The 26552-nt window shown below is 70.4% G+C and carries 27 protein-coding genes and 2 pseudogenes; 15 read left to right on the top strand and 14 right to left on the bottom strand.

What is annotated here, in order from left to right; all coding sequences use genetic code 11:
• Positions 1-41: 41 nt before the first annotated feature.
• The 3 genes from ABZ887_RS32695 to ABZ887_RS32685 all read left to right on the top strand — a co-directional run bounded on the left by ABZ887_RS32695 (position 42) and on the right by ABZ887_RS32685 (position 2968).
• Positions 42-380, top strand: coding sequence for a hypothetical protein (locus tag ABZ887_RS32695; protein ID WP_361297256.1), 339 nt, complete (start codon positions 42-44; stop codon positions 378-380).
• Positions 381-436: 56 nt separating this feature from the next.
• A complete protein-coding gene (locus ABZ887_RS32690; RefSeq protein WP_361297253.1) occupies positions 437-1306 on the top strand; it encodes a helix-turn-helix transcriptional regulator in 870 nt (289 codons plus the stop codon).
• Between the two features lie 240 nt (positions 1307-1546).
• Positions 1547-2968 carry an MFS transporter gene (locus tag ABZ887_RS32685; RefSeq protein ID WP_361297250.1) on the top strand — a complete coding sequence of 474 codons (1422 nt, stop codon included), beginning with the start codon at positions 1547-1549 and terminating at the stop codon, positions 2966-2968.
• Positions 2969-3011: 43 nt separating this feature from the next.
• Here ABZ887_RS32685 and ABZ887_RS32680 read toward each other — a convergent pair whose 3' ends face one another.
• On the bottom strand, positions 3012-3929 hold the full coding sequence (locus ABZ887_RS32680; protein ID WP_361297247.1) for an alpha/beta hydrolase: 918 nt from the start codon (positions 3927-3929) through the stop codon (positions 3012-3014).
• A gap of 90 nt (positions 3930-4019) precedes the next feature.
• Between ABZ887_RS32680 and ABZ887_RS32675 the strand changes: the two are divergent.
• Both ABZ887_RS32675 and ABZ887_RS32670 read left to right on the top strand, forming a co-directional pair.
• Positions 4020-4841: pseudogene (locus ABZ887_RS32675) on the top strand (molybdopterin cofactor-binding domain-containing protein); the annotation flags it as partial.
• Positions 4842-5014: 173 nt separating this feature from the next.
• Positions 5015-6151 (top strand): XdhC/CoxI family protein, encoded by a 1137-nt coding sequence (locus ABZ887_RS32670; protein ID WP_361297244.1) that lies wholly within the window; start codon positions 5015-5017, stop codon positions 6149-6151.
• Positions 6152-6187: 36 nt separating this feature from the next.
• On the opposite strand, the gene ABZ887_RS32665 is transcribed toward ABZ887_RS32670, so the two are convergent.
• Entirely contained in the window at positions 6188-6601 is a 414-nt protein-coding gene (locus ABZ887_RS32665; protein ID WP_361297241.1) for a cupin domain-containing protein, read from the bottom strand.
• Positions 6602-6652: 51 nt separating this feature from the next.
• The gene (locus ABZ887_RS32660) at positions 6653-6973 is read right to left on the bottom strand and encodes a carboxymuconolactone decarboxylase family protein (RefSeq protein WP_361297238.1); all 321 of its coding nucleotides are present in this window, start codon (positions 6971-6973) and stop codon (positions 6653-6655) included.
• A 133-nt stretch (positions 6974-7106) separates the two neighbouring features.
• On the opposite strand from ABZ887_RS32660, the gene ABZ887_RS32655 reads away from it, so the two are divergent.
• Complete coding sequence (locus ABZ887_RS32655) at positions 7107-8000, top strand: helix-turn-helix transcriptional regulator (protein ID WP_361297235.1); 894 nt, start codon at positions 7107-7109, stop codon at positions 7998-8000.
• A gap of 28 nt (positions 8001-8028) precedes the next feature.
• On the opposite strand, the gene ABZ887_RS32650 is transcribed toward ABZ887_RS32655, so the two are convergent.
• A complete protein-coding gene (locus ABZ887_RS32650; protein WP_361297232.1) occupies positions 8029-8844 on the bottom strand; it encodes a transcriptional regulator in 816 nt (271 codons plus the stop codon).
• Here ABZ887_RS32650 and ABZ887_RS32645 point away from each other — a divergent pair.
• The 6 genes and pseudogenes from ABZ887_RS32645 to ABZ887_RS32620 form a co-directional block, all read left to right on the top strand.
• Positions 8804-8982: pseudogene (locus ABZ887_RS32645) on the top strand (SDR family oxidoreductase); the annotation flags it as partial. The gene ABZ887_RS32650 and the pseudogene ABZ887_RS32645 overlap by 41 nt on opposite strands.
• A 755-nt stretch (positions 8983-9737) precedes the next feature.
• Positions 9738-10538 (top strand): FkbM family methyltransferase, encoded by an 801-nt coding sequence (locus ABZ887_RS32640; protein ID WP_361297229.1) that lies wholly within the window; start codon positions 9738-9740, stop codon positions 10536-10538.
• 284 nt (positions 10539-10822) lie between these two features.
• A complete protein-coding gene (locus ABZ887_RS32635; RefSeq protein WP_361297484.1) occupies positions 10823-11374 on the top strand; it encodes a SigE family RNA polymerase sigma factor in 552 nt (183 codons plus the stop codon).
• A 59-nt stretch (positions 11375-11433) separates the two neighbouring features.
• Positions 11434-11880: a hypothetical protein gene (locus tag ABZ887_RS32630; protein WP_361297226.1), complete on the top strand. Its 447-nt coding sequence runs from the start codon at positions 11434-11436 to the stop codon at positions 11878-11880.
• 214 nt (positions 11881-12094) lie between these two features.
• Positions 12095-12313: a hypothetical protein gene (locus ABZ887_RS32625; protein ID WP_361297223.1), complete on the top strand. Its 219-nt coding sequence runs from the start codon at positions 12095-12097 to the stop codon at positions 12311-12313.
• Between the two features lie 9 nt (positions 12314-12322).
• Complete coding sequence (locus ABZ887_RS32620; protein WP_361297221.1) at positions 12323-13444, top strand: Rieske 2Fe-2S domain-containing protein; 1122 nt, start codon at positions 12323-12325, stop codon at positions 13442-13444.
• Between the two features lie 272 nt (positions 13445-13716).
• Here the strand turns inward: ABZ887_RS32620 and ABZ887_RS32615 are convergent, their stop codons facing one another.
• Positions 13717-14424 (bottom strand): hypothetical protein, encoded by a 708-nt coding sequence (locus ABZ887_RS32615; RefSeq protein WP_361297218.1) that lies wholly within the window; start codon positions 14422-14424, stop codon positions 13717-13719.
• A gap of 125 nt (positions 14425-14549) precedes the next feature.
• The gene (locus ABZ887_RS32610) at positions 14550-16553 is read right to left on the bottom strand and encodes an Ig-like domain repeat protein (RefSeq protein WP_361297215.1); all 2004 of its coding nucleotides are present in this window, start codon (positions 16551-16553) and stop codon (positions 14550-14552) included.
• A 465-nt stretch (positions 16554-17018) separates the two neighbouring features.
• Between ABZ887_RS32610 and ABZ887_RS32605 the strand changes: the two genes are divergently transcribed.
• Positions 17019-17717 (top strand): flavodoxin domain-containing protein, encoded by a 699-nt coding sequence (locus tag ABZ887_RS32605; protein WP_361297212.1) that lies wholly within the window; start codon positions 17019-17021, stop codon positions 17715-17717.
• Here the strand turns inward: ABZ887_RS32605 and ABZ887_RS32600 are convergent.
• Positions 17660-18415, bottom strand: coding sequence for an XRE family transcriptional regulator (locus ABZ887_RS32600; RefSeq protein ID WP_361297209.1), 756 nt, complete (start codon positions 18413-18415; stop codon positions 17660-17662). The genes ABZ887_RS32605 and ABZ887_RS32600 overlap by 58 nt on opposite strands.
• Before the next feature lie 198 nt (positions 18416-18613).
• On the opposite strand from ABZ887_RS32600, the gene ABZ887_RS32595 reads away from it, so the two are divergent.
• Complete coding sequence (locus ABZ887_RS32595) at positions 18614-19315, top strand: alcohol dehydrogenase catalytic domain-containing protein (protein WP_361297206.1); 702 nt, start codon at positions 18614-18616, stop codon at positions 19313-19315.
• Between the two features lie 145 nt (positions 19316-19460).
• On the opposite strand, the gene ABZ887_RS32590 is transcribed toward ABZ887_RS32595, so the two are convergent.
• Positions 19461-19805: a hypothetical protein gene (locus ABZ887_RS32590; RefSeq protein WP_361297203.1), complete on the bottom strand. Its 345-nt coding sequence runs from the start codon at positions 19803-19805 to the stop codon at positions 19461-19463.
• Entirely contained in the window at positions 19802-20263 is a 462-nt protein-coding gene (locus ABZ887_RS32585; protein WP_361297200.1) for a cupin domain-containing protein, read from the bottom strand. The genes ABZ887_RS32590 and ABZ887_RS32585 overlap by 4 nt, the downstream gene beginning before the upstream one ends.
• Positions 20264-20408: 145 nt before the next feature.
• Here ABZ887_RS32585 and ABZ887_RS32580 point away from each other — a divergent pair, with 145 nt between their 5' ends.
• The gene (locus ABZ887_RS32580; protein WP_361297197.1) at positions 20409-21029 is read left to right on the top strand and encodes a helix-turn-helix domain-containing protein; all 621 of its coding nucleotides are present in this window, start codon (positions 20409-20411) and stop codon (positions 21027-21029) included.
• Positions 21030-21188: 159 nt separating this feature from the next.
• Here ABZ887_RS32580 and ABZ887_RS32575 read toward each other — a convergent pair whose 3' ends face one another.
• The 5 genes from ABZ887_RS32575 to ABZ887_RS32555 form a co-directional block, all read right to left on the bottom strand.
• Positions 21189-21422 (bottom strand): hypothetical protein, encoded by a 234-nt coding sequence (locus tag ABZ887_RS32575; protein ID WP_361297194.1) that lies wholly within the window; start codon positions 21420-21422, stop codon positions 21189-21191.
• 25 nt (positions 21423-21447) lie between these two features.
• The gene (locus ABZ887_RS32570; protein ID WP_361297191.1) at positions 21448-21990 is read right to left on the bottom strand and encodes an SMI1/KNR4 family protein; all 543 of its coding nucleotides are present in this window, start codon (positions 21988-21990) and stop codon (positions 21448-21450) included.
• Positions 21991-22277: 287 nt separating this feature from the next.
• On the bottom strand, positions 22278-22958 hold the full coding sequence (locus ABZ887_RS32565; protein ID WP_361297188.1) for a hypothetical protein: 681 nt from the start codon (positions 22956-22958) through the stop codon (positions 22278-22280).
• Entirely contained in the window at positions 22951-23469 is a 519-nt protein-coding gene (locus ABZ887_RS32560; protein ID WP_361297185.1) for a SigE family RNA polymerase sigma factor, read from the bottom strand. The genes ABZ887_RS32565 and ABZ887_RS32560 overlap by 8 nt, the downstream gene beginning before the upstream one ends.
• Before the next feature lie 421 nt (positions 23470-23890).
• Positions 23891-26335, bottom strand: coding sequence for a peptidoglycan recognition protein (locus ABZ887_RS32555; protein WP_361297182.1), 2445 nt, complete (start codon positions 26333-26335; stop codon positions 23891-23893).
• Positions 26336-26552 lie beyond the last annotated feature (217 nt).

Here is a 26552-nt window from a genome sequence, read left to right as displayed (position 1 = left end):
CCGCACCACCGCTCACAGCACCACAGAAAGAGGCAGTAACGATGGACAGCAACGCGACCCTCCCCAGCGTCGGACAGACCTGGCTGGCGGACCTCGGTCCGGACACCCCGCTCGGCCACTTCACGGTGGAGATCACCTTCGACTCGGCGACCCAGGTCAGCTTCGAGGTGACCGGCGGTGCCATCAAGGGCCGGAAGCAGACGATGGAGTACACCACCACCCAGCTCCGCGACGGCCTGTACGTCGTGCGCTGGACCGAGCCCGACGCCGGTGACCACGTCACGCACATCGAGGACTACACCGAGGGCACCTGCATGGCCAGCTCCGTCATCGGCGGGCAGTTCGTCCAGCTGCACGGCAAGTGGAGCCGCGTCCGCTGAACCAGGGAGAGATCCCTCCCCCTGACAATGCCGCACTCCGGTGCCAAGGTGAGGGCATGAGCCACGATCCTCACCGCCATGATCTGGGCGAATTCCTCAAGGCGCGCCGCGCCGAGCTCGACCCGGCCGCCGTCGGCCTGCCCGGCGGCGGCCCGCGGCGCGTCGCGGGCCTGCGCCGTGAGGAGATCGCCGTACTGGCGGCCATCAGCACCGACTACTACGCACGTCTCGAACAGGGCCGCATCCAGCCCTCGCCGTCCGTACTGGACTCCCTGGCCCGGGTCCTGCACCTGGACGACGACCAGCGCGCGTATCTGTACGAGCTGGCGGCCAAGGAGGAGTTCCGTCCGCCCCGCCGCCGGCCGCGTCCCAGGACCCAGCCGCAGTTGCAGCGGATGCTCGACGACATGGCGCACACCCCGGCCTTCGTGATCGGACCGCGTACCGAGATCGTCGCCTGGAACGCCATGGGCGCCGCCCTGATCACCGACTTCGGGAAGATCCCCGAGAAGCAGCGCTACTACATCAGGCTGCTCATCACCGATCCCACGATGCGTGAGCTGTACGCGGACTGGGAGGGTGTCACCCGGCTGGCCATCGCCCAGATGCGGATGCACAACACGAACAACCCCGGGGACGCGCAGCTCGCTGCTCTGGTGGGTGAACTCTCGGTCCGGGACGACCAGTTCCGGCAATGGTGGGGTGCCCACCACGTCGCGGTCCGCGACACCGGGAGCAAGCACCTGCGCCACCCCGTCGTGGGGGACCTGCATCTCGACTGGAACGCCGTCACCTGGGCCGCCGACCCCGACCTCCAGATCATCGTCTGGACCGCCGAATCCGGCACACCCACCCACGACAGCCTGCGCATGCTGGCGTCCTGGGCCGCGGACCCGAGCCACACGGCCAGGAGCAGCTCCGCCTGACGACCGCGGGCTGTTCCTTCAAAAGCTATTCCCTTCAAAAGGGGGAGCCTTTTCTCCTACGCACCCCGTGCCTGGGAAGAGGTTCTCCCTTCTTCGTGCACGGCATCTCCTGGCACGCTCGTCACGAGGCCGACCGCGCCGCGCGTCCCCGCCCCCGGTCCGGCCCTCTTCCGACCGGTTCCTCAGCGCCGAGGCGTCCGACCGGCCGGCTCATCCGCCAGGAAAGAGATCCACCCCCTCATGTCCCTGACCCAGTCCCGCCCCGGGACGCCGTCCTCGGCCGCCTCCGACCCGCGCTGGACCGCCCGCCTGTGGGCCGTCCTCGCCGTGCTCTGCCTGGTGCTGTTCCTCGACGGCCTCGACGTCTCCATGGTCGGTATCGCGCTGCCCTCCATCGGCCACGACCTCGGCCTGGCCACCGGCTCCCTGCAGTGGATCGTCAACGGCTACGTCCTCGGCTACGGCGGACTGATGCTGCTCGGCGGCCGTACCGCCGACCTGCTCGGCCGCCGCAGGGTCTTCCTGCTCGCCCTTGCCGTCTTCGCCGCCGCCTCGCTGCTCGGCGGGCTGGTCGACGACGGCACGCTGCTGATCGTGACGCGCTTCGTCAAGGGCGTGGCCGCAGCCTTCACCGCGCCCGCCGGCCTGTCCATCCTCACCACCACGTTCCCGGAGGGCCCGCAGCGCAACCGGGCACTGTCGGTGTTCAGCCTCTTCGGCGCCCTCGGCTACTCCTCGGGCCTGATCCTCGGCGGCCTGCTCACCGGGATCGGATGGCGCTGGACCTTCCTGATGCCGGTCCCGCTCGCGCTGCTCGCGCTGGGCGTCGGCCTGGTGCTGATACCGCGCGACCGCCGCGTCGAGGCCGGCGGTCATGACCCGGCAGGAGCGGTCACCCTCACCGCCGGCATGCTGCTCGCCGTGTACGCCGTGGTCACCGCTCCCGGCAAGGGATGGACCTCCCCGGCGACGCTCGGCGCCTTCGCCGCAGCGGTCGTACTGCTGCTCGCCTTCGTCCTGATCGAACGGCGGGTCCGGCATCCGCTGATCCGCTTCGGGATCCTGCGCCAGGCCGCCACGGTCCGGGCCAACCTCAGCATGATCGCGCTGATGGGCTCCTACATCAGCTTCCAGTTCATGATGACCCTCTTCCTCCAGGACGGCCGCGGCTGGTCGCCCCTGCGCATGGCGTTCGCGCTGCTGCCCGTCGGCCTGATCGTCGCGGTCGGCTCGCCGCTGACCGGCAGACTCGTCGACCGCTTCGGCACCGCACCGCTGATCATCACCTCGATGACCTCCTCGACCCTCGGCTACCTCTGGTTCCTGGCCACGGCCGGGTCCTCCCCGGACTACCTGTCCGCCATGTTCCCGTCCCTGATCCTGCTCGGCGGCGGCTTCGCGTTCGGGTACAGCGCCATCATGGCCCAGGCCACCGAAGGCATCGACGACTCCGAACAGGGCCTGGCGTCCGGCCTGGTGCAGACCTCCGGCCAGGTGGGCGCCGCCCTCGTCCTCGCCGTACTCACCGCCGTGCTCGCCGGAGCGGGCGACAGCGGCGCCGACTTCACCGCCTACCGGCCCGGCCTGAACCTGGTCACCGGCGTCGCGGTGGTCGGGCTGTTCCTGAACCTGGTCCCCGTGCTGCGGCTGCGGCGACGCTGAGACCCGGCGCACGGGGGGTTCTGCTGCGCTTTGGCCGCCTTGGTCAGCGGACGTGCTCGTCGAACCAGGCGACGGCGACCTCAGGGTGCTCGCTGAAGTAGTTGTAGCCGTCGAAGCGGCGTGAAGTGCCGTAGATCCAGTGCATCTTCTTGTCCTCCACGGGGATGGCGTCGTGGACGGCCTGCACGGCTTCCGGGGTGGTCATCACGTCGTCGTGCACCTGCCCGACCAGCGTGGGCACGGTGATGGCGGAGGCGTACTTCGCGGGCGACTGCTCTGCCAAGTGGAAGCCGGTGCGTTCCAGGACTGCCCGGTCGAGGCGGTCGTAGCCGCCCTCGAAGCCGATGACCTTCGAGAACTGCTCGCCTATGGAGCGGCCCTCCAGCGGCTGGTGCAGCACCATCGCCTGGATCTCGTCGAACTCCTCGGGGTGCCTGTCCCAGGCAACCGCGGTGGAGTTGCCGCCCAGGCAGACCGACAACAGGACCTTTTTCATGGCCTTGGTGTCGGGGCGGGTCTTCACGTAACGGAGGGAGCCGATGACGTCGCGGTACTCGGTCAGGCCGATGGTGCAGATGCCGCCGTTGCCGTAGCCGCTCATGCCGTGGTTGCGCAGGTCGTAGGTGAGGACGTTGTAGCCGGCGTCATGCAGTCCCTTGTAGGCGGGGAGGAAGTCGACCTCGAAGCCGCCGAAGCGGTCCCAGCCGGGGAGGTGGCCGGGGTAGCCGTAGCGGTTGCCGGGCGAGAAGTGGCTGTGGATGACCAGCCGGTCGGAGTCCGCCGGGATGAACCACCCTTCGAGAGGCACGCCGTCCATCGACGGGAACGTCACGTCCTCGTAGGACAGGCCCAGCTCGGAGGGACGGCGCAGCAGCGGCGCGCGCCGGCCGTCGGTGGTGCCCTCCGTCCACTGCCCGACGAATCCGTTGAAGGCCAGTTCGGCGAAATCGACCTCGGTCATGGTGCGCTCCTGTTTTCCCGGCAACGACGCATGACGTGACGTCGCTGTCGACTGGAATTCGAGCTGCCGACCCGCATACGCGTGATGGGCGACATGGGGCCGGGCACCTACACCTCCCAGACCCAGGTGGCCGCCGACGCCCTCGGCCTGACCATGCGTACCGTGACCTTCCGGCTCGGCGACTCCCTGTATCCGCCGACCTCGCCGCACGGCGGCTCGGCGACCATGGCCAGCGTCGGCTCCGCCGTCGTCGACGCCTGCAACCAGGTGCGGCAGCAGGCGGTCGAACTGGCCGTAGGGGACCGGGAGTCGCCGCTGTACGGCGTGCACGCGGACGACGTGGTGGTGCGTGGCGGGCGGCTGCACGTGCAGGGCGACCCCGTGCGCGGTGAGACGTACAAGAGCCTGCTGGCCCGGGGCGGCCGCACCCACCTGGAGGCCGACGGCTCCTACACCGGGCCGGGCAGCGACCGGTCCGCCTACTTCGCCTACAACGCCACCTTCGCCGAGGTCGCCGTGGACGCCACCCTGGGCCTGGTGCGGGTGCGGCGGATGCTCGGCGTGTACGACGCGGGGCGGATCATCAGCCCCAAACTCGCCGAGAGCCAGGCGTTCGGCGGGATCGTGGGCGGCATCGGCACAGCGCTGCTCGAACACACGGTCACCGACCACCGCGACGGCCGGATCGTCAACGCCAGCCTGGCCGACTACCTGGTCCCGGTCAACGCCGACGTCCCCGAGATCCGCGCGATCTACCTGGACGGCGAGGACAACGCCGGCAACCTGCTGGGCGTCAAGGGGCTCGGCGAGGTCGTCCAGGTGGGTGTCGCGCCCGCCATCGCCAACGCGGTCTTCAACGCCACCGGCCGACGGATCCGCCAACTGCCCATCACCGCAGAGGCGTTGCTCTGACGCCACGGCGACAGCCACCGCCACCGTCCCCACAGCCGGGTCCGGCAGCCGAACTCCCCGTACGGCCGCCGGGCCCTCCCCGGGCCGCCGCCGCGCATGCGCCCTGCCGCGGCGGCGGCCCGCTCACCTGCTTCACGACTTCTACGACAGTGCTCGTCTGCTCCGGAGCCCCCATGCTGAACATCGCGGACACCCTGCACCGCTGGTGCCGTGCGGAACGCCCCTCCGCCCTGGCCACCATCGTGGCCGTCACCGGCAGCGCACCCCTGCCCATCGGGACGTCGGTCGCGGTGGACGAGGACGGGAACGCCGTCGGCAGCGTCTCCGGCGGCTGCGTCGAGGGCGCGGTGTACGAGCTGTGCCGGCAGGTGCTGCACGACCAAGGGCCCACCCAGCGAGCCTGGTTCGGCTACTCCGACGACGACGCCTTCGCCGTGGGACTGACCTGCGGCGGCGAACTAGGGGTCCTCGTCCAGCGCATCGACCCCGCCGGCCGGCCGCATCTCGGTGCGGCGCTCGCCGAGGCCGCCCGGGGCCGGCCCGCAGCCGTCGCACAGGTCGTGGACGGCCCCCTCGCCGGGGCCATCCTGAGCGTGCTCGGCGACAGCTGGATCGCCGACCGCGAGCTCGGCGACGGGCCGGCCGGCCGGGCGGTCGCGGACCGGGCCACCGCCCAACTGCGCACCGGACGCACCGCGTTGCTCTCCCTCGGAGGAGACGCCGACACCTGCCCGGAGCAGCTCTCCGTCCTCGTCCACACGGCCGCCACCCGCCCCCGCATGCTGATCTTCGGCGCCGTCGACTTCGCCGCCGCTCTCGCTCAGGCCGGCAGCTTCCTCGGCCATCACGTCACCGTGTGCGACGCCCGCCCCGTCTTCGCCACGACGGCGCGCTTCCCGCACGCCGACGAGGTGGTCGCCGACTGGCCCCACCGGTACCTGGCACGGACGGCCGTGGACGCCCGGACCGCCGTCTGCGTCCTGACCCACGACGCCAAGTTCGACATCCCCCTGCTCCGCCTCGCCCTCGACCTGCCCGTCGGCTACGTCGGCGCCATGGGCTCCCGGCGCACCCACGACGAACGCCTGCGCCGACTACGTGAAGTCGGAGTAACTGAAGGGCAGTTGGAGCGGCTGCACTCCCCGATCGGCCTCGACCTCGGCGCCCGGACCCCCGAGGAGACGGCCGTCTCCATCACCGCCGAGATCATCGCCCACGCCACCCGGAGCACCGGCCTGCCCCTGACCCGGGTCACCGGGCCGATCCACCGCAGGCTCCCGCAGACGCGGCTGACAGAGGTGGCCGGCTGACATCCGGCGGCGCTGACGGCGGTACGGGAGCGCCGGTCAGGCGCCGCGGTCGGCGCGGCCGCCGCGGCGAGGGCCGGTGTACTCGGCCTCGGTGACGTGGTCGAGCCAGTCGACCTCGTCGGTCTCCCAGAGCGCGATGTGGACCATGAAGTGGTCCGGGGCGGCGCCGTGCCAGTGCTCCTCGCCCGGCGGGGTCCAGACCACGTCGCCGGGGTGGGCTTCGAGGATGTCGCCGCCGCGGGACTGGATCAGGGCGATGCCCTCGACGATGTACAGGGTCTGGCCCAGGCCGTGGGAGTGCCAGGCGGTGCGGGCACCGGGTGCGAAGCGCACCGCGTTGGCACGGGCCCGGGACGGCTCCTCACCGCGGTAGATCACGTCCGCCCAGGCGTCTCCGGTGAACCACTTCTCGGGCAGCTTCATCGTCGGTGGCTTCGGGAGCAGTTCCATGATCGATTCCTTTGTGCTTGTGTTCGTGTTCGTTTTCGTGTTCGTGCAGGTTCAGGCGCCGCGCTTCTCGGCGATGCCCTTCAGCCTGGTGATCGCCGACATGGCGTTGGGCCAGCCGGCGTAGAAGGCCAGGTGCGTGATCGCCTCGGAGAGCTCCGCCACGCCCAGCCCGTTGTCGAGGGCGACACCCAGGTGGTATTCGAGCTGCTCGCCGCGGTAGAGGGCGGCCAGCACGCTGACGGTCACCAGGCTTCGGTCGCGCGGCGACAGTCCCGGCCGTTCCCAGACGTCACCGAAGAGGACCTCGTCGGTGACCTCGACGAGCTTGGGCGCGATCCCGGCCAGCTCCTGGGGTGCGGACTGCTTCGGCATGAGGGACGACTCCTTGGTCTGAATGGTCTGCCTCCATCGAGGAAACAGCAGCTCAAAGCGGTGAGGGAGGGTCTGTGCCGCCAGGTACTGACAGAGCCCCCCACGCTCCGGCCACCCGACCTAGCCTGGAACGGTGAGCACCGAGAGCGACATCCGCGAGTTCCTGGCCTCCCGCCGCGCCAGGATCACCCCGCAGCGGGCCGGGCTGCCCGCCTACGGCGGCAACAGGCGCGTCCCCGGCCTGCGCCGCGAAGAGGTCGCCCTGCTCGCCGGCGTCAGCATCGACTACTACGTCCGTCTGGAACGCGGCCACATCGCCGGGGCCTCCGAGGAGGTCCTCGACGCCGTCGCGAACGCCCTCCAGCTCGACGACGCCGAACGCGCCCATCTGTTCGACCTGGCCCGGGCCGCAGCGAGACGCCCGGCCCGCCGCAGGCGCGCCCGCGGCCCGCTCCCGGACAGTGTCCTGCGCGTCCTGCGCTCCATGACCGACTCCCCGGCCTTCATCCGCAACGGCCGCCTCGACATCCTCGCCACCAACACCGTCGGCCGCGCCCTCTACGCACCCCTGTTCCCCACTCCCACCGCGCAGACGGCCAACATCGCCCGCTCCCAGTTCCTCCTGCCCGGCGGCCGTGACTTCTTTCCCGACCGGGAGGTGTCCGTGAACACCACCGTCGCCCTGCTCCGCACCGAGTCGGTCCGTGCCCCGCACGACACCGAACTCACCGGGCTGATCGGCGAACTCGTCACCCTCAGCGAGGAGTTCCGAACCGCCTGGGCCAGGCACAACGTGCGCCTGCACCACACCGGCCGCAAGTCCTTCCACCACCCGGCCGTCGGCACCCTCACCCTCGACTTCGACGCCATGGAACTGCCCGCCCAGCCGGGTCTGACCCTCACCGCCTACAGCGCCGCGCCCGGCACCCCCGACCACGACGCCCTGCAGCTGCTCGCTGCCTGGGCCGCCACCGAAGACGTCCAGCCGAACCCCGCCCCGGCCTCCCGCAGCCACCACGACGCATGAGCAGTACGCCACCATGCGGCCCGCGCTGTCAGCTCAGCGGCTGCGACGCCGACAGACGCTGTTCGGCCGCCCAGGAGGCGAGGATGCGCAGGCGGTCGTGGGTGGCGGAGCCGGGGGCCGCGGTCCAGACGGTGAGGTTCTGGTCCGGGTCGGTGCTGGCGGTGAGGGTGTCCCAGTCCAGGACGAGTTCGCCGACGACCGGGTGGTCGAGGGTCTTGGTGCCCACCGTGCGGGCGGCGACCTTGTGGTCGCCCCACCATTGGGCGAACTGCTTGTCGCGCAGGGACAGTTCACCGACCAGCTCGATCAGCCGGGGGTCCTCGGGGTACTTCGCCGCCTCCATCCGCAACTGAGCCACGGCGAGCCTCGCCGAGTTCTCCCAGTCGGAGTACAGGGTGCGCATGGCCGGATCCGTGAAGATCAGTCGAGGGTAGTTGCGGTGCTTCTCCGGGACCCGGGAGAAGTCGGTGACCAGCGCTGCCGCCAGCGCGTTCCAGGCCAGGACGTCCCCGCGCCGGCCCTGCACGATGGCGGGGGTCGCGGTGAGGTCGTCCAGCACCCGCTGCAACTGCGGCTGGACCTTCTGCCGGCCTCGGCCCCGGGTGCGGGCGATGGTCTTGCCGGCGAGCTGGAAGAGGTAGCCGCGCTCGTCGTCGTCCAGGTGGAGCACCCGGGCGAGAACGTCCAGGACCGGCGCGGAGGCCTGCATGCGGCCCTGTTCGAGGCGCGTGTAGTCCGGCCACCGAGCCCTCGCCCTCACCTGAGACGTCAGCGACGAGGACCAGGTCGCCGTCGCGGTCGACGGCACCATCGACACCCCGATGGTGAGTGGCGTGATTGACAAAGTGAGCTCGACCGGGCCGAAGCCGAGGCGAACCAGCCGATCAACCGGCTCGGCACTGCCGACGAGATCGCCCAGGCGGTCCTGTGGCTGTGCAGCCCCGGAGCCGGTTTCGTCGTAAGCGTCGCCCTGCCCGTCGACCAGGCGCGGTTCCACGTCGAAGGAGAGGCAGGCTCACCGATGCGGGGTGAGGGTCGGCCAGTGCGCCAGTGCCCGGGTCGCGGGGGACCCGCGGGTGGAGGTACGTCCGACACGGACGATGAGAGCACTCGGAACACCCGCCTGAGTTGCCTCCACCAGGTAGCCCGCCTCCGTGAGCACACCGAACAGCAGCGTGCAGGTGACGGCGGGCAGCCTCGTGCGGGCGATCCGCGTCTCTCCTGGGCCAGCCGAGCAACTGCTCTTCGGCGGCGACACGGCGCAGACCGAGGGACAGGAGCTGCTCAAGGTCACCTCCGCCCCGATGCGTTCGGCCGTCACTGATCCGGCGTGTACTCACGCAACGGCAGCCTCACGGCAAACGCTCACTTCTGGGGCTCGGCCACTCGCCGGCCGGAGGAGAGCGCCACCGCATCTCCAACCCGACGGCGTGCCCATAGCGTGCCCATAAGACCCGTAAACCACGGTCGACAACGGCGTAATCCTTCGTTCCGAAGCGCCACGCCTGAGCGCGTATGCCCAGGTCAGAAGCTATCCGACTCCCCAAGCGCCGTCGCTTCCCAAGCTGAGAGCGCGAGTTCGATTCTCGTCACCCGCTCCACCACGAACCCCCGGGCTGATGACGGCCCGGGGGTCTGTTGTGACGCCCCGGCGCGGCCGCAGTGCCAGGCGAGGGAATCGGCCGAAGTGAACCGCACGGGTTGGATTGCCGTCCCAGTGCTGATAGTGAATTTGTCATGGCCATGAATGTGATGGAACTGCACAGCATCAATCCCTGGGAGGTGTCCTTCCTGCGCGAGGAGGTGGGCGGCTACTTCACCCACGGCATCGTGTGCACGCCGGGCGCGACGGTACTCGACGTGGGCGCCAACATCGGCGTGTTCTCGGCGACCGTGTACGAACGGCTGGACGGGGACGTGCGGATCTATGCCTTCGAGCCGTTGCCCCCACTCCACGCGACACTTGAGCGCAACGCTCGCGATTTCTTCAACGGGCGCCTGACCGCGCTCCCTTACGGCTTGGCGTCTCGCGAGGACGAGCTCGATTTCAGCTACGTTCCGGCCGCCACGATCTTCTCTTCTTCCTCGCGAGATCAGGGGAACATCGAGGCTGAGCGGCGCCGGGTCACCGCCAGCATTGTCGAAATGATCAGTCAGGGCGGCCTGGGACCGGTCCTGCGCCGCGTACCCCTCCCCATTCTCACTGTTCTCGTCGGCCGCAAGCTGCGGGTGATGCGGCGCCTTGAGACGCACCGGGTGAAGGTCCGGACCCTGTCATCGGCGCTCGACGAGCAGGGCATCGACCGCATCGACCTGCTCAAGATCGATGTGGAAGGCGCCGAACTCGAGGTACTCAGGGGCATCGAGGAACGGCACTGGCCGCTGGTCCGCCAGGCCGTGGTGGAGGTGGAGCGCTGGCGGCAGAACCGCGACGCGGTCTGCAGGACCCTCCTCACGCACGGCTTCACGGTCAGCACCGAGCAGAACCCGGTCCAGCAGGCCGGCGACATAGGCATGGTGTTCGCGATCAGGCCCTGACCGTATGTGGCACCCGGCACTCGGTGGTCGACGCATTTGCCGGTCTCCCCCGCCGGGCGGGCCCCCCGCGACGGGGCGGGCGGGCTCGCAAACGGGACACGGGCGGCGTCCATTTCCGCCTCGAACCAGGTCCGCACCGGTCGCCGGGCCGGGCCCGTTCCTTCCAGGACCTGTGTGACCCAGGTCTCACGATGTGCGTGCAGCACACGGGACCGCTTTCCCGTCGAGGAGGGGTGACAGGAAGGGATGGGGATGTGGACCTGGCAACCGAGCGCGATGTCCGAATCGGAATCGGTGAGCCCGGACCGGCGGAGTCGGAGTCGGAGTACGACTTCCACGACTTTGTCGTCGCCCGGTCGGCCGTACTGTTCCGCGGGGCCCTCGTCTTGACGGGGAACCGTGAGACCGCGGAGGACCTGGTCCAGGAGACCCTGGAGCGGGCCTGCCGCAAGTGGCGCACCATCGCCGCCAAGGACGCTCCGGAGGCCTACGTGCGGCGGATCATGGTGAACCTGGTCAACGACCGGTGGCGGAGGTTCCGTCGCACGGTCCCGCACCAGGACGACGGCGACCGTGCCGCCCCCGGGGACCAGTACGGGCAGGTGGACACGAGGGACCAACTGGTCCGGGCCCTCCAGGGTCTGCCGATTCGCATGCGGACGGTCGTGGTACTGCGGTACTTCCATGACCTGTCGGATGACGAGATCGCAGCCGACCTGAAGATCTCACCAAGCACCGTGCGGTCCCAGCTCGCTCGCGGCATCGACAAGCTCAGAGGCCAGTTCCCCGCACTCTCCAGCCCTTCACCGCAGCAGCCCACGGAAGGAATCCGATGAGATCACACGAATCGCGGCCTTCTGGCTGCACACTCTTCGAGCAGGAACTGGTGAACGCCATGAACGACTTCGTGAACACCGCCGAGACGCCGCACTTCGACACGGCCGTCATCGAGCGTGGGGCTCGCCGCAAGCGGGCCACCGCCATCGCGGGCATCGCCACCGCCCTGGTCGTGGCCTGCGGCGCGGGCACCGCCCTGGCCGCCGGCGTCGCCGGCAGCGGTTCGCAGACCTCGGTGCATACCGCCGCCGACAGCACCGCCGCCGACAGCACCACCTTGCTCGTCCGCACCAGCGACGGCACGATCGCCAGGGAGCAGCTGGCCGGCGCGAGCGCGGCGAGGGCCAGGGTGGCGCTTGTCCATTTCCGCCTCACGCCCGAATTCACCCGGGTCCGGATGTCCGACTGCAGGAAGCAGGAGGACGCGGTGGTCGCGCTTTCGCCGCATGCCCCGACGGTCGTCCACGCGGGTGACACGGTCCTCGTGACCACCTGCTACCGCTGACCCTGGCGGAACCGGCCTGACCGGACAGGGGCAGGACAAGGGCAGGACAAGGGGTGGTGGCCCCGTCGGAACCGGGGCCACCACCCCCCCCGCATTCCACCACGCGTCCGCCCCTGGACGATGTGCGTTCGTGCCGATCACCCGGACTGGTCCGTTGAGCAGGTCCGCTCCGCAGCCTCCTTGATCGAGTGCCGTGCGGTGCGAGGAAGGGCGAGTGAGCAAGCCACGGACCCGGGTACGGGTTGGCGTCGACGTAGGCAAAGGGCACCACTGGGCGGCGGTCGTCGATGAGACCGGCGTGACACTGTGGTCGACACCGCTCCAGGAGACCCCCACCTGGAGTGCCGCCCACTCGCCCTACGGCTGGAAGTGTCCGGACGTGCCCGGGTACGCGGCGCTGCTTCCGGCGGTGCGGGAGCAGCGCCCTCGCTAGCATCCACTCATGCCTCTTCGTCGGCGCCATGACAAACTTGCCGCCCTGCCGCGCGACCCGCGAGCCGATGACTACCCGATGCCGACCGTTCCGTACGGGTGGTACGCCGTGCTCCGCAGCGCCGAGCTCCGTCCGGGCGAGGTCGTCAGCCTCCACTACTTCGGACGGGCGCTCATCGCCTTCCGCGGAGCTGATGGCCGAGCGGCCGTACGGGACGCGCACTGCCCCCACTACGGTGCGCATCTCGGCGCCGGCGGCAAGGTCGTGGACGGCACCGTGGAGTGTCCGTTCCACGGTTGGCGATTCGGCCCGGACGGACGGTGCGTGAAGGCCCCGTTCGCGCAGCGGACTCCGAAGGTGTCCCTCGGCGGCTTTCCGGTCCGTGAGCACAGTGGGCTCGTCTTCGTCCACGCCGGGCCGGACGATCCGTCATGGGAGGTACCGGAGATACCGGAGGCGGCATCCAGGCGGTTCGCCAAGCCGATCGACGACACCTGCCGCGCGCGCATCCACGTCCAGGAGATGCGCGAGAACATCGTCGACGAGTCCCACTTCCACTTCATTCACGGCCAGAGCGAACCACTTCTCCAGGACTGGCGGTCGAACGGCCCCTTCGCCGAAGCCCGCGGCCGGATCCGCCGGCGCGTTCTCGGCCGGGACATCGACAACACCTTCGACGCCTTCATGTACGGACCGGGTGTCATGGTGGTCCGCACCCAGGGCCCCGTCCTGTCACTGACCGCCGTCGCCCTCACCACCCCCGTCGACGACCGTACGAGCGAGATGCGGATGCTGTACTACATCCGTAAACCGGCTCGGTTCCCGTTCCTGACGCCCGCGCTCAAGGTCGTCTTCCGAACGCAAGCCCTGGGCGAGGTGCGTGAGGAGCTCCGGATCTGGGATCACAAGATCCACCGACCGCACCCGATCCTGCTGCCGCACGAAAAGGGCATCAAGGCATTGCGGCGCTGGTACGCGCAGTTCTACCCGTCCGGCCTTCCCCGCGCGCAGTCGGGCGACCTCGGCTCGCCCGCCGGGACCCGGAGCAGCGGCCCGACAGGGAGCGACCAGGTATTTCTCCAGCGCCGCAGGACGCCCGCACAAGGCAACGGGGCGATCGAAATCAAGTAGCGATGTGCCTTGTTCGGGGCGCGGGCGGATCACGCCGGCGCCCGGGCGCCCTCACCTGCCCCGGGCCGACGTCGTCGCTCCCCGCTGAGCGTGCTCAGCCTCGCGGGTCAGGTGTTCGTGCTGCAACTGGTGTACCTGGACGAACTGGTGAGCCGTATCGACGGCGACGAGACGAGCGAGGAGGGAGAAGGCCCAGGTCAGAGACCCGGGCCTTTTTGTTGTCCATCGTGATCAGTTGTCGCGTGCCGGATTCGTGTCAGGGCGTTGTGCGGTCAGCTGCCCGAGAGCCAGTCCACCAAGTCGTAGACGGTATGGCAGTACGGGTCGTGGACGTCCTTGCGCATGCGTTCCAGCTCGCCCAGCAGGAGGACCGGGAGCGCGGCGTGCACCGCTGTCACGCCGACCGTGACGGACCCTTTCTCGTCTTGGAGGGGGAGGTCGATGCCGAACGGCGGTGCGTCCTGTGACTCGGGGGTGTCCAGGTAGAGGCGGCACCTTGTCCGGTCCAGGAGGAGGAAGCCGCGCAGGCGCAGTTCCGGGGAGTCTTCCGGCTCTGGAGAGAGGGAGAACGCGGCCGCTGCGGCGTGCAGTGCGTCCGGGACCTCGAAACGCGGCTCGGCGACGAAGGCGTGCACGAGGGCGGATGCGTCGATCACGGGGATCCCGAAGGCGTCGCGCGGTGCTTTCTCGGCCTCGTGTTCCGAACGGTTCGCGGCCACGCCGCGCAGGGCGGCGGCGAGGTCCCCCGGGGGGATGTTTCCGCCCTGGGGGTCCGTGAGTGGCACGTCGTAGGCGACGGAGCTGTCGAGGTGCCGCCCGTCCCAGAGGACGACGCGGCCGGCGCCGGGCCGGTCCGGGGAGGCCATCACACCTCGGACGAGCCGGACGTCCGGTCCGGACGTGAACGCTGTGACACGGCTCAGCATGTCGTGCGCCAGCTGCGCCTGCAGACCGGACAGGCCCGTCTCGTCCCATGCCATCGAGTGCTCCGTCATACTCGGGTCAACGCGGCCGGGCATGTGTTGACACCCTGGCAGAACGCCGTGATCACACCGATCTTGTCGTCGATGTGAACCGGGGATTCGGCGCGGCCCGCTCCGCGGCCTCAGCTGGTGAAGGTGAAGTACTTCCAGGAGCCGTGCGTGGTCGAGTTCACGCTGTCGTTCGAGGCGTTGTTGATGTAGGACGACCGCACGCGCATCGAGTAGCCGGTCTGGTGCGTGCCGCCCAGTGTCACCACCGACTTGCCCGTGGAGCCGAGCTTGAAGTACTCGTACCCCGCCGACCGCCAGGCTCCGGCGGAGTAGATCTGGAACTCCAGCTTCTGCGCGCGGCCGGGGTAGGCCGTCATCGTGGTCGTGAGAAGCGGGTCGGTCTTCTTCCGGAAGTAGTACTTGGTGTGCCCGTTGACCTTGGCCGTCCTGTAGTAGCGGCTCAGGCTCAGCGACACCTTGACCTTCGCGCCCACCCGGCTCGTGGCCGTCTTGGGGGCGGTCCGCGCGTCGCCGGAGAAGGACGCGCTCACCGTGGTGTCGCGCTTCAGGGGCAGGGTGACCGACAGGTTGCCCCCGCTGTTGACCGTGCCGGTCTTGACCAGGTACTTGCCCTTGCCGTCCCCCGCGGTGTCCGCGTAGAGCGAGAGCGTCCGGTTCTTGTACGTCGTGCCGAGGTGGGCGGTGAACGTCACGTTACTGGCGTAGTCGTAGACGGCGCCGTTCCTGTTCACGGTCAGGGCCGTCGCGTTCCGGGAGACCTCGACCGTGTCGGAGGCGGAGGCGGCCGTGCGATCGGCGTCGCCGGCATAGGAGACCTTGTACGTGACCTTGCTGCCCGCGGGCGGGACGTCGGTGAAGGAGAAGGTCCCGTCCGCCTTCACCGTCGCGGCGGGGAGCGCCTTGCCGTTCGGGGACTCCAGGTCCGTCCGGGTCACCGCGACGGTGGTCCCCGCGGGCAGCCCGAGCGTGTTCGTGACCTTGCCGGAGACGGTCAGCGACTTGGCACGGTCGGCGGTCGCCGGGGCGTTCACCGTGACGGTGGTGACGGCCTTGCCGGGGTCGGTGACGACGCGCAGGCTGTACTTGCCGGAGAGACCGTGTGTGACCGCGAAGAGCCGGCTGCTGTCGGGTGCGAAGGCGAGGTCGCCGTGGTCGAGCAGGGTCTCCTGGGAGACTCCACCCTGTTCGTCGGTGAAATCGGCGGTCCGCCTCGGGGTCGTGCCGCCCGGCTCGTAGACGGACACCTGGGGGGTGAAGTTGGCGTAGGTGTCCGTGCCCACCGCGACGAGGCCACCCGGCGCGACATCCACCGACCGTTGTGCCGAGTAGCCGCTCGGATACCTGGTGGTCTGCGACAGGTCCGAGGTCCGGAAGACCGGCTGGAAGTCGCCTGCCGCGGTGGCCACCACGAGTTCTGTGCCGTCCGGGGTGAGCGCCAGGTCCTCCGCGGTGTTGGCGATGGCGGCGTCCTGCCCGCCGAGGAACGCGGTCCGGTCGGCCGTGCCGGACGACACGTCGTAGATGCCGAGGGCGAAGTAGTACTGGCGAGAGCCGGCCGCCAGGGTGTCGGGAGCGCCGGGTGCCGAGTCCAGCAGGGGAGCGTCCTTCCACGTCCCCTCGGCCTCCTGGGCGAGGGAAACCTGCGGCTGCCCGCCGGACAGGTCGAGAGAGCCGATGTTGCCGTGCCCGACGCTGCCGTAGCCGAACCAGAGTCTGCCGCCGGCGAGCGCCAGGTGCTGCGGCTCTGTGCCGTCACCCGTCGCGTACCGCCCGGCCTCGGTGAGCGTCGCCGTGTCGATGGCCACGATCTCGTCGGCTCCCGGCACGGCGACGTAGACGGTTGCCGAGTCGGCGGAGAGCTCCAGGCCGTCGGCCTGCGGCAGCGAGGTGATCGTCCCGATGACGGTGCCGTTGTAGTCGGTGGCGACGACCTTGCCTCCCGACGGGTCACTGATGAAGACGCGCTGGTGAACGCCGTCCACGATGATGTCGCCGCTGGACGTGATGGGCAGTGCGGCTCTGCTGTCGGCGACAGCAGAGCCCGCCGCCGACCCGATCAGGGCGACAGAGCCGAGAGCGACCGCGAGCGCTGTTACGGCCGAAATGCTGCGCACACGCACAGTGATGCAACCTCCACTGGGAAGACAGGATGCCCACAAGACCCCTGGAGCCCCTTCAGGGTTGTACGGCACACCTGCGCAAGTTTCCGCAGGTCCCACCGCATGCCGCCCAGGAGACGCCGGCCGGCCACCTCCTCACTCTCGCTCAGGACGGCACGCCGGACGGCGCTCACCTCCGCCTGGAGGAGAACAACGGGCTCGAACAAGGCTCCGTAGGGCTGGTCTTGGAGAGCTGCGACGACGAATGACGCGTGCCAGATCGTCGGGGAACCACGGGGAACAGCGGGGAACCAATCGACCGTCCACCGCGTGCTCGCATCCCTCCGTCGCAGGTCAGGACGCCGTTCACCTCGGACGATCCCGTACGGGGGCATGTTTCCACCCCCTCACAGCGGGCTTTTCCGGTGCCAGGCTGGCAGCCATACCCCCGCAATCCCCTTTTCGAGGAGCACCATCAGCATGTCCGGTTCCGACCGTCCCACCGTCACTGTCGCCGTCGCCTTCCACTCCGGGTACGGCCATACCGCCGTCCTCGCCGAGGCCGTGGCCCGTGGTGCCGCCGAAGCCGGTGCCGAGGTGGTCTCCGTCGCCGTGGACGCCATCACCGAGGAGCAGTGGGCGCAGCTGGACGCCGCCGACGCGATCGTCTTCGGCGCGCCCACCTACATGGGCACGGCGTCGGCCGCGTTCCATGCCTTCGCCGAGGCCAGCAGCAAGCGCTGGTACGCCCAGACGTGGGCCGACAAGATCGCTGCCGGGTTCACCAACTCGGGTGCCAAGAACGGCGACAAGTCCTTCACCCTCGGCTACTTCTTCACGATGGCCGCCCGGCACATCATCGTCTGGACCGCCCTGCCGGACTCCCCGTCCCACGACGGACTGCGGCTCCTGGCGTCGTGGGCCGCCGACCAGAACCTGACGGCGTCCGGCAGCACCATCACCCCCGTAGGGCGTTCTGTCCGAGGGCCTCCTTGCGGCGTGCAGCACCCGACAGGCTCGGCCGGAGGGCGCCGGAGGCCGCGAAGGAACCTCCGCCTCGATCGCGCCGCGGCGCACGCACGCCGAGGCGCGATCGGGGTTCGACGGGGCGGCTGGGCCGGTCAGCCCTTGAAGACGAGCTCGGCCCGGTCGCGCTCGGTGGTGTGCAGATCCCAGTAGACGGGCGAGATGTCCTCGGGCTGGATCACCGGCGAGCCCGGGATGAGGGCGACGGCGATCGACACGTCCAGTGCGATGTGGGCGGCCTGGACGCCGGTGCCGTCCAGTTCCTCGTGCAGGTTGACCGCCCAGTTGCGCAGCGCTGCCGCGGCGGCGTTGACGTTGCCGACGACCGGCACGGGGTCGAGGGAGCCGGCGCCCGTGGTGTAGAGCAGAGTGCCGGCGCCGGCCTCGCGCATGGCGGGCAGCACCGCCTTGGTGGCGGCGATCGCCCCGTACAGCTGGAACTCGATCTCGTGCTGCACGTCGGACGCGTCGCTCTGCACGATGGCCGGGGTGGCGGTGAGGTCGTCCAGAACCCGCTGAAGCCGAGCCTGGACCTTCTGCCTGCCTCGGCGCCGGGTGCGGCCGGCGGTCCTGCCCGCGAGCTGGAAGAGGTAGCTCCGCTCGTCGTCGTTCAGGTGGAGTACCCGGGCCAGGACGCCCAGCACGGGCGCGGACGCCTGCATACGGCCCTGCTCAAGACGCGTGTAGTAGTCGGTGCTGATGCTGGCGAGCTGGGCGACCTCCTCGCGGCGCAGCCCGGCCGCCCGGCGGGGCCCGCCGGACTCGGGCAGGCCGACCGTGCGCGGGCTCAGCTCGGCGCGACACTTCTTGAGAAATTCTCCCAGGTCATTGAGGGGGACAGTGCCGGTCATGCCACCCAGCATGGCATCGATCGGACGCGCGAAAGGGGGAGGAATTCTGCCCGGGATGTTTCCCTCCCCGGATGGATTCCTCCGCTTTTCGCGCCTTCCCGTGCGTGTGAGGCTCGATGTCGAGCCGCTGTTCAGGCCCCCTGAACGCGGCATCTCAGCCCCTCCCACCCGAACCCTCGCAGTGAAGGAAAGACCACCATGCGTGGAGCAGTCATCCACGCCCCCGGCGACGTGCGCTTCGAGACCCTGGACGACCCGAGGATCAGCTGCCCCACCGACGCGGTCATCCGCACGGTCGCCACCTGCGTGTGTGGCTCGGATCTGTGGCCGTACCGCGGCCTGGAGCCCGTCGGCGACCCGCACCCGATGGGACACGAGTACGTCGGCATCGTCGAGGAGGTCGGCGCCGAGGTGACTCACGTCAGGCCGGGCCAGTTCGTGGTCGGCTCCTTCGCCACCTCGGACAACACCTGCGCGAACTGCCTGGGCGGCTGGCAGTCGAGCTGTCTGCACCGGGAGTTCATGAGCACCTGCCAGGCCGACTACGTCCGCATCCCCAACGCCCACGGCACCCTCGTCGCCACCGACGGGCAGCCGGACGCCGACCACGTGCCCGGCCTGCTGGCCGTCTCCGACGTGATGGGCACCGGCTGGCGGGCCGCGCTGGCCGCCGAGGTCAGGCCGGGCTCGACGGCCGTGGTGGTCGGTGACGGTGCGGTCGGCCTGTGCGGCGGCCCGGCTCCGGTGCGCCGCTACATGTCCGACCTGATCGACCGCGTGCTGTCCGGTCGCATCAACCCCGGCAAGGTCTTCGACCTCACCCTCCCCCTGGACCAGGTCGCCGAGGGCTACCGGGCGATGGACGAGCGCCGCGCGATCAAAGCCCTCCTCAAGCCCTGACCGTCGCCCCCCCCGGTGCCCCCTTTCGCCCCGGGTCGCACGCCGCAGGATGCGCACGTCGGTTGTCGGGAGCCAGATCGCCGGCAGCGTCCTTGTGGTGCTCGGGATGGTTGCGGTCTTGCTTCACGAGGCTAGGGAGTCGCGCTCAGGCGGTGGCGACAGCCGTTGCGACGTGCAGCGCGGTCAGGAGCGAAGCGCCCGCGATCATCGTCCCTTTCCGCGTGGCGACTCCGATGACGGCGTCGCCCACCTGGGCCGCGGCGGCCGCGCACAGGATGAGCGAGACGGCGGGACCCGACCACGCGAGTGGTGCGACGAGGGCCGCCGCTCCCAGTGGCACTCCCCGGGTCGCGTACATCCAGCCGTAGAAGCGTTCGCCGGCGGTCGGCGTGCCGCTCTCACTCAGCGCCGCCGGGCGTACGCCTCCCACCAGTGCGAAGGCGATGCCGGCGACTGCGCCGACGGCGTTGGCCCCCAGGAGAACGTTCACGAGGCGTACTCGGTCGACGGTTCGGTGCCGTACTTCGTCCAGACCTCTGCGACGGCGTCGTGCGACAACGGCTGCCCGGACTCGACCATGGCCTTGAGGTCTCGGAAGTACCGCACGTACAGGTCCGGGGTGAAGGTGTTGAGCATGACCGCCGTGTCGTCGGTCACGTTGGCGAACGTGTGCGGTGCGCCCGGCGGGACCATGACCCACGTACCGGCTCCGGCGTCGTGGTCGTCCTCACCGACGGTGAACCGCACGCTGCCCGAGAGTATGTAGAAGCCCTCGTCGTGCTGTGCGTGGCGGTGCTGCGGAGGGCCGGCGGTGTGCGGGGGGACGGTGATCTCACCCATCCCCAGGCGGTGGTCGGTGTTGCTGCCGTCCTCGAGGATCCGGATCGTCGACGGGCCGTTGACGATGAGCTCGCCCTCGCCGGGACCGGTGATCGACACCTTGGCCATGGAGTCTCCCTGACTGGTGGGGTTGCCAACGCCAAGGACCCTATGATCGATCCGAACATTCATGCAAGTGGACTCTCAAAAAAAGAGTCGACTCTCATTCGGTGGTCTCGCCCGCTATGCTTTCGGCCGGTACGGAAGGGTGATCATGGCCGAGCGGAGTCGCCCGAGCGGGCTCAGCAAGACGATGGAACGCACCAGGTCGGCGATCGTCACGGCCGCCCGCGACCTCGCCGACACCGGGGCGGAGATCACGATGCCGGCGGTCGCGGCCGAGGCCGGGGTCTCCGAAGCGACCGCCTATCGCTACTTTCCCGACCTCCTCTCGCTCCTGCGCGCCGCCGTGATGACGGAGGACCTGGTCGCGGTCCTGCGATCGGCGACGCGCGGCGACGACCCGGTCGAACGGATCGGCCAGGCGGCGGAGATCCTCGGCCGGGCGGTGCTGCGCAGGCAGGGTGCCGTCCGGGTGGTCGTCTCCTCGACCATCGCGAAACCCTCGACGTCCAAGGACCGTCCCGTCCGCCGCTTCGCACTCATCGAGCACGCTCTTGCCCCGTGGACCGACAGGTGCGGCGCCGCGCAGCGCCCGGACGTGGAACAACTGGTCCGCGGCCTCGCCCTCGTGATCAGCGCCGAGTCGCTGTTCGCCCTCATCGACCTCTGCGACCTGACCCCCGACGACGCGATCACCAGCCTCGTGACCACCGCACGGCAGATGACCGCAGCGGCGGTCGCGGCCATCCCCACGGGGCCCGCGACCGGCTGAACCGCCGCATCGGGGCGGCCCGGATGGCGTGAGCCATCCGCTGGTTGACGGTACCGACCAGGCGGAAGGCGACCGCCCCGAACACGACCGCCCCGAACACGACCGGGGCGTCCCTCAGGGCGCCGGTGCCGCGGACATGGCCTGGTCACGTCCCGTCGGTCAGCGGGCGATCTCGTGCCAGTCGACGACCATCAGCGGGCGGACGAGCCGGGTGGCCCACTGCACGTCGAGGCGGGGCCGGGTCAGTACGCGCCGGTTCTTCAGGTGTGCGAAGGCGTGTTCGCAGACGGCTCGTTCTGCGGCGATCAGTCGCGGCATCCGTTCGCCGGCGACCCGGCCGTGCGACTCTCCGACGCGCTGTCCGCCGGCACCAGGGGTTCGAACGGTCTGCAACCTTCGGCTGTGCGCGGGGGAGCGGTCACTCCCACCAGTCGTCGCCGGTGTGCCAACGCCGCACCCACTCCTCGAAGCCCCATGCCCGGTCGCCGGGGGCCGGGACGGCGCCGACGTCGGCGATCATCCACACCTCGCCGCGGCGGGGGCCGGTGGTCAGCAGGAGCCAGAACGACGGCCCGTCCTCGGATCCGAGAACCACGGACCCCTTGTTGAACGCGGCGTCGATCCGCGGGTCCTCGGGGTCGACGCTCTCGTCGTCCTCCCAGAGCCAGGCCGCCTCCAGGGGGAACGGGTGCCCTGGCTGTCGCGGGCCGAGGCTGGGCCACGTGTCGGGCAGCCAGCCGAGCGGCTGGAGGCCGCCGTCGCCGGCGGGGCCCAGGCTCGACCCGTTGCTGACCTCCGCGATGAAGGTCCGGTACGGCTCCGGCAGGGCCACCCCGTTCTCCTGCTCCCACTCCGCGACGGCTTCCTGCCCGAGCGCCGGCTCGCGCCACTCCGGCGGGAACACGGAGCGCAGGAAGTCGAGCGTGGTCTCGGCGGGACGCTGATCAGGTGTGTCTGTCACGGCAGCATGCTGGCAGAAGGGGCTGACAACCCGTCGCGGCCGCCTCACTCCGGATCCGCGCCGCCACGTCGGCGCTTCACCCTGGCGATCTCGCCGGCTCTCCCGGTTCCTGAACAGGCTCTGACATCGCCCCAGCCTCTGGCACCGGACGCCACTTCGCGAGCAACCGCGTGGCATTTCTCCGGCGGTGCAGGCCGGCCGGGCAACGGCACCACCCGTGCCCTGAGGACGACGGTCATCGCGAGACGGACCGTCGTGCCCGCAGGACCGGTCAGGGCCGGGCCGGGTCAGCTCCCCGGCGTTCCGCCGGATTCCTGTACCACCGAGAGCCATCGGGTGCCGTACTCGACGACGGTCCGCGCCACACGCTGATCGACGGTCCCCGTGTACGTCTCGACGGTCCGGCCCTGAGGACCCGTGGACGTACCCTTCGACGTCAGGCCACAGCCGGAGAGCGCCTCGCGCAGCCGGGAGAGGTCTGTGGTGAGGTCGCTCCGGCCGCCGTACTCGATGTACGTGTGCCGCGCCCTGGCCCCCCGGTCTCCCCGGAAGTCCCGGTCGTAGCTCCACGTGCTGCTCGGCCGCTGCAGCAGCTGGTCCACCGCCAGGCACCCTCCCGTCGACCCGAGGACCGGGTCGTCGCTCCCGTCCCCGCTCGCTCGCCAGTGCCACTCCTCGTACAGCGGCAGCGCCTTGGGTGCCTTGAGCTCTATCACCCCGTTCTTCGTGTACGGGGTGATTCCCACCGCGGCCGACCGCGAGGCGGCCGGCGTCTTCGCCGGACGCGTCTCATGCGTACCGTTCCCCGGCAGGACGGCCCAGGTCACCACCCCCGCCACCGCGACGACGGCCGCGGCCACGGCACCGGACCGCCGACGGGCGAGCCGCCGGTCCCCCCGGGCGCGCAGTTGAGCCGCGGACGGCATGCACACCGTGACCTCGTCCAGCAGTTCCTCGACTTCAGCCATGGCTGGCCGCCCCCTCGGCAATGGAAGTGGGATCGCTCTCGGCGAGCCGCTCGCCGAGGATCTTGCGGGCCCGGCTGAGCCGGGTGCGTACGGCGCCGTTGGAGGCGCCGGTCTCCCGCGCGACCTGCTCCACCGGCAGGTCCAGGAGATGGTGCAGGACAACCGCCTGCCGCTGGTCGGGGGTCAGTTCGCGCAGCGCGGCCACCAACGCCACACGGTCGCCGGAGAGTTCGGGCACATCCGGCTGCGGGCCGTGCCGGAAGTGCGCGCGCAGCCTCCCCCTGGCCCGCCGCCATGTACTGATCGCCAGCCGCATCGCCACCGTGCGCACCCACGGCAGTGGATCACCCTCACGCGTGAGCTTCGTCCAGCGCTGCCATGCGCGTACGTACGCCTCCTGCACCGCGTCCTCCGCCGCCCCCAGGTCACCGGTCATCGCATAGACCACGGCAACCATGCGTTTGGCGGTGGCGGAGTAGAACGCGTCGAACTCCTCCGGCTGCGTCGCCATCCCCGTCGTCCCCCGTCCGTCGGGCACGTCCCCGTGCCGCGTACCTGCTCATGTCCAGGACACGCTCGGGGCCGGTGGGATGTTACGCAGGATCCGAACGGATTTGGGCAACGAACGGGCACGCCGTCCCGGCGGAGTCCCTGTCAGGGCACGGCGTCGGCAGCATCGCCGAGGCGCCGCGCCAGATTGACGAGCAGCACTCGCCGCGCCCTGCGTCCCCACGGCGAGGCCTACGGCCGGAGGAGGTGCGCCGGAAGGCCGCTGTTTTCTCGCCGGGGAAGAGGACGGCGTCCGGCTTCTTCTTGGCGTAGCCATGGGGGTGCCGTCGGCGTCGACGGGAAGCGGGATGTGCCTGAAGGGAGCCCTCTGCCCGCGGACTTCCCGCGGGCAGAGGGCTCCTTCGTGAGGTACGGCCGGCGGTTCAGCCGATGGTGGCGATGCCGTCGGTGGTGACGGTCGGGCGGCCCGCGGTGCCGACCACGACGATCTTCAGGGTGTGCTTGGCGGCGGCCGACCAGCTCCTGGTCCAGATCGCCTGGCGGTAGAGGGTGGTGGAGGACTTCAGGTCCACCGTGGTGACCTTGGCGCCGTCGACGTAGACGTACGCCTGGCCCGACGTGGCGGCCCGCGAGACGATCCAGGCCACCGAGCGTCCGGTGAAGGTCCAGCTGATCGAGGCCTTGGCGGACGAGGAACCGTAGGAGTACCCGCCCAGGTAGCTGGTGCTGCTCTTGCGTGTCCAGGTACCGGTCCGGGTGGTGGAGGTCTCCTGGACGATGCTCGGCGTCCGGTGGACGGAGGCGGCGGTGGCGTTGCCGGCCGCGTCGTACGCCTTCAGGGCGAACAGGTCCGACGTGCCGGGCTTGGCGCCGGTCGACCAGGAGGTCACCGTCGGGCCGAAGGTGGCCGAGGACGGCGAGGTCGCCGTGACCTTGGCGAGCGCCGCGTTGTCGGCGGCCTTCCAGGCCACCGTGACCGGGACGGAGGTGGAGCTCACCGTGCCGGTGCGCACCCGCACGCCGGGAGCGGTCGGGAACGTGGGCGCGGTGGTGTCGCCGACCAGGGGCACCGAGCCGGACAGGGTGGTCGAACCGCGGACGTGGGTGGCGCGCACCTGGACGGTGTGGCTGCCGGCGGCCACCGAGAGCGAGGCGGAGCGGGCGGAGCCGGAGGTGTGGGCCACGGCCTTGCCGTCGACCAGGACGTCGAAGCCGGAGATCACCGCGGACGGCGTGGCGGTCGTCCAGCTCACCGTGGCCGCGCCCTTGGTGTAGTAGCTCGTCCCGGACCTGGCCGCCCCGCCGGACATCCCGGTGACGGAGACCGCGCCGACCGGGCCGGCCGCGTAGGAGCGGATCGTGCTCAGGGCGTTGTAGAGCTGGTTGCCGGGGCAGTCGGTGGCGAAGCCGTTGCGGTGCCCGGAGATCGCGTCGAAGCTGTAGCTCTTGCCCAGGGTGAAGCCGTAGCTGTCGGAGGAGCCCTCGGGCAGGGACGCGGTACCGGTGCCCGGGTTCACGCCGGTCATGCCGAACTTCCAGGCCGCGATGCGGGCGATGGAGCCCAGCATCGCCTGGCTCGGCGCGGCCCCGGTGAAGGTGCTGGCCGTGGAGTCGCCGCCGCTGAGGTCGGTGTACGTGCCGATGGCGGCCACGCCCATGCTGTTGGTGTTGAACCCGTAGGTCTGGGCGCCGACGACGGGGAGCGCCATTCCGCCGAAGCGGCCCTCGAAGACGGTGCCGCACTTGTCGACGAGGAAGTTGTAACCCAGGTCGCGCCAGCCCTGGTTGAGGTGCTCGGCGTAGATGCCGCGCACGATCGCCGGGGAGTCGGCGCAGGAGTAGTCGTTGGTGGTGTCCGTGTGGTGGACGAACATCACCTTCACCGCCGAGCCGTACGACGGGTAACCCGAGTCCCGCGCACACTCGTCCGCGCCCCAGCCGGCCCGGGTCACCACGGTGGGCGGCGCCACCGTCGAGACGGTCGCGGACGGCATCGGGTCGGGCGGGGTCGCCGACGCCGACGTCGACGCCGACGGGCCGGACGAGGAGGTCGTGCAGGACGGGTACGCCTCGGACGTCGTCGGAAGCTGGCTGGGCCAGGTCGTCGGGGACGCGCTCGGGGACGCGCTCGGCGAGGTCGAGGTGGTGGCGGAGGGGGAGGTCCCGGTGGACGGGGTCGGGGAGGTGGAGGGGGCCGTGGAGGTGTCCGTGGGCGACGCGGAGTCCGTCGCGGTCGGGGTGTCCGAGGCGCCGGTGCCCGTGGTGGCCGTCGCGGTGTCGGCCGGGGCGGAGGCGTCCGTCGTGGAGGCGGTGTCGGTGGCCGCCGGGGAGGCGGTGTCGGTGGCCGTCGCGTCCATGGCGTAGTCCGCCAGACCCATGCCGGAGTCCGCTGTCCCGCCGGTGGCGGGCTTGCCCGGGTCGACCAGGTCCACCCGCAGCCCGGCGGGCAACGCGGTCGTCCTGCCCGCGCCGGTCGCGCGGACCTGGATTCCGTTCGACGGCCCCGACCACATCGGGGACATCCCGCCGCGCACCCCGGGACGGTTCAGCTCGGCGGCGTCGGGGAGTTCGTCCGGCTGCTGCATCTTCAGCCACCGGGTCCAGTGGCCGTCGGCGGCGGAACGGGTCCGCACCTCCACCGTGCCGCGCAGCTCGGCGTGCGCGCCGTTCCAGGTGACGCCGACCATGCTGAACGGAGCCGTGGACCGGGCCCCCAGTGTCTTGAGCGACGCATCGGCTCCGGTCAGGGACAGCGAGTGGACATGCGTCCTGATCGGTCCCTGCGCGGCCGGCGCTCCATGGCCCGGTGAGCCGGCCGTGGCGACGGCCGCCACGGCCACGCCGCCGCCGGCGACGAGTGCCCCCAACGCGACCCACGTCCGCTTCTTCGGACCAGTTCGACGGCGACCGCGCCGAACGCTCTGTTCAGTTCTCATGCCCCACCCGGAAGCCCCGTTGTCGTTGTCATCAGCCATCGCGGGGCACAGCCGTCACCGGAGTGCCCTCAGATACCAGCGCACCCGAACGATCAAGCGTCACATTCCCGGACCCGGGCAGCGACGAGCGGTCGGCCGCGACGTCGCA

It is taken from the genome of Streptomyces sp. NPDC047061 (genome assembly GCF_040643955.1).
Taxonomy (GTDB): domain Bacteria; phylum Actinomycetota; class Actinomycetes; order Streptomycetales; family Streptomycetaceae; genus Streptomyces.
The sequence above is the reverse complement of the archived record's forward strand: the minus strand, read 5'-3'. Positions and strand labels throughout refer to the sequence as shown.

Bases quoted from the DNA above. Each gene is read 5' to 3' on its own strand.
- ABZ887_RS32670 (WP_361297244.1), top strand. From the start codon at position 5,015: ATGCTGAACATCGCGGACACCCTGCACCGCTGGTGCCGTGCGGAACGC.
- ABZ887_RS32580 (WP_361297197.1), top strand. From the start codon at position 20,409: ATGGCCGAGCGGAGTCGCCCGAGCGGGCTCAGCAAGACGATGGAACGC.
- ABZ887_RS32630 (WP_361297226.1), top strand. From the start codon at position 11,434: ATGAACGACTTCGTGAACACCGCCGAGACGCCGCACTTCGACACGGCC.
- ABZ887_RS32600 (WP_361297209.1), bottom strand. From the start codon at position 18,415: ATGACCGGCACTGTCCCCCTCAATGACCTGGGAGAATTTCTCAAGAAG.
- ABZ887_RS32660 (WP_361297238.1), bottom strand. From the start codon at position 6,973: ATGCCGAAGCAGTCCGCACCCCAGGAGCTGGCCGGGATCGCGCCCAAG.
- ABZ887_RS32695 (WP_361297256.1), top strand. From the start codon at position 42: ATGGACAGCAACGCGACCCTCCCCAGCGTCGGACAGACCTGGCTGGCG.
- ABZ887_RS32665 (WP_361297241.1), bottom strand. From the start codon at position 6,601: ATGGAACTGCTCCCGAAGCCACCGACGATGAAGCTGCCCGAGAAGTGG.
- ABZ887_RS32680 (WP_361297247.1), bottom strand. From the start codon at position 3,929: ATGACCGAGGTCGATTTCGCCGAACTGGCCTTCAACGGATTCGTCGGG.
- ABZ887_RS32595 (WP_361297206.1), top strand. From the start codon at position 18,614: ATGCGTGGAGCAGTCATCCACGCCCCCGGCGACGTGCGCTTCGAGACC.
- ABZ887_RS32685 (WP_361297250.1), top strand. From the start codon at position 1,547: ATGTCCCTGACCCAGTCCCGCCCCGGGACGCCGTCCTCGGCCGCCTCC.
- ABZ887_RS32620 (WP_361297221.1), top strand. From the start codon at position 12,323: ATGCCTCTTCGTCGGCGCCATGACAAACTTGCCGCCCTGCCGCGCGAC.
- ABZ887_RS32640 (WP_361297229.1), top strand. From the start codon at position 9,738: ATGGCCATGAATGTGATGGAACTGCACAGCATCAATCCCTGGGAGGTG.
- ABZ887_RS32560 (WP_361297185.1), bottom strand. From the start codon at position 23,469: ATGGCGACGCAGCCGGAGGAGTTCGACGCGTTCTACTCCGCCACCGCC.
- ABZ887_RS32690 (WP_361297253.1), top strand. From the start codon at position 437: ATGAGCCACGATCCTCACCGCCATGATCTGGGCGAATTCCTCAAGGCG.
- ABZ887_RS32605 (WP_361297212.1), top strand. From the start codon at position 17,019: ATGTCCGGTTCCGACCGTCCCACCGTCACTGTCGCCGTCGCCTTCCAC.
- ABZ887_RS32565 (WP_361297188.1), bottom strand. From the start codon at position 22,958: ATGGCTGAAGTCGAGGAACTGCTGGACGAGGTCACGGTGTGCATGCCG.
- ABZ887_RS32615 (WP_361297218.1), bottom strand. From the start codon at position 14,424: ATGGCATGGGACGAGACGGGCCTGTCCGGTCTGCAGGCGCAGCTGGCG.
- ABZ887_RS32585 (WP_361297200.1), bottom strand. From the start codon at position 20,263: ATGGCCAAGGTGTCGATCACCGGTCCCGGCGAGGGCGAGCTCATCGTC.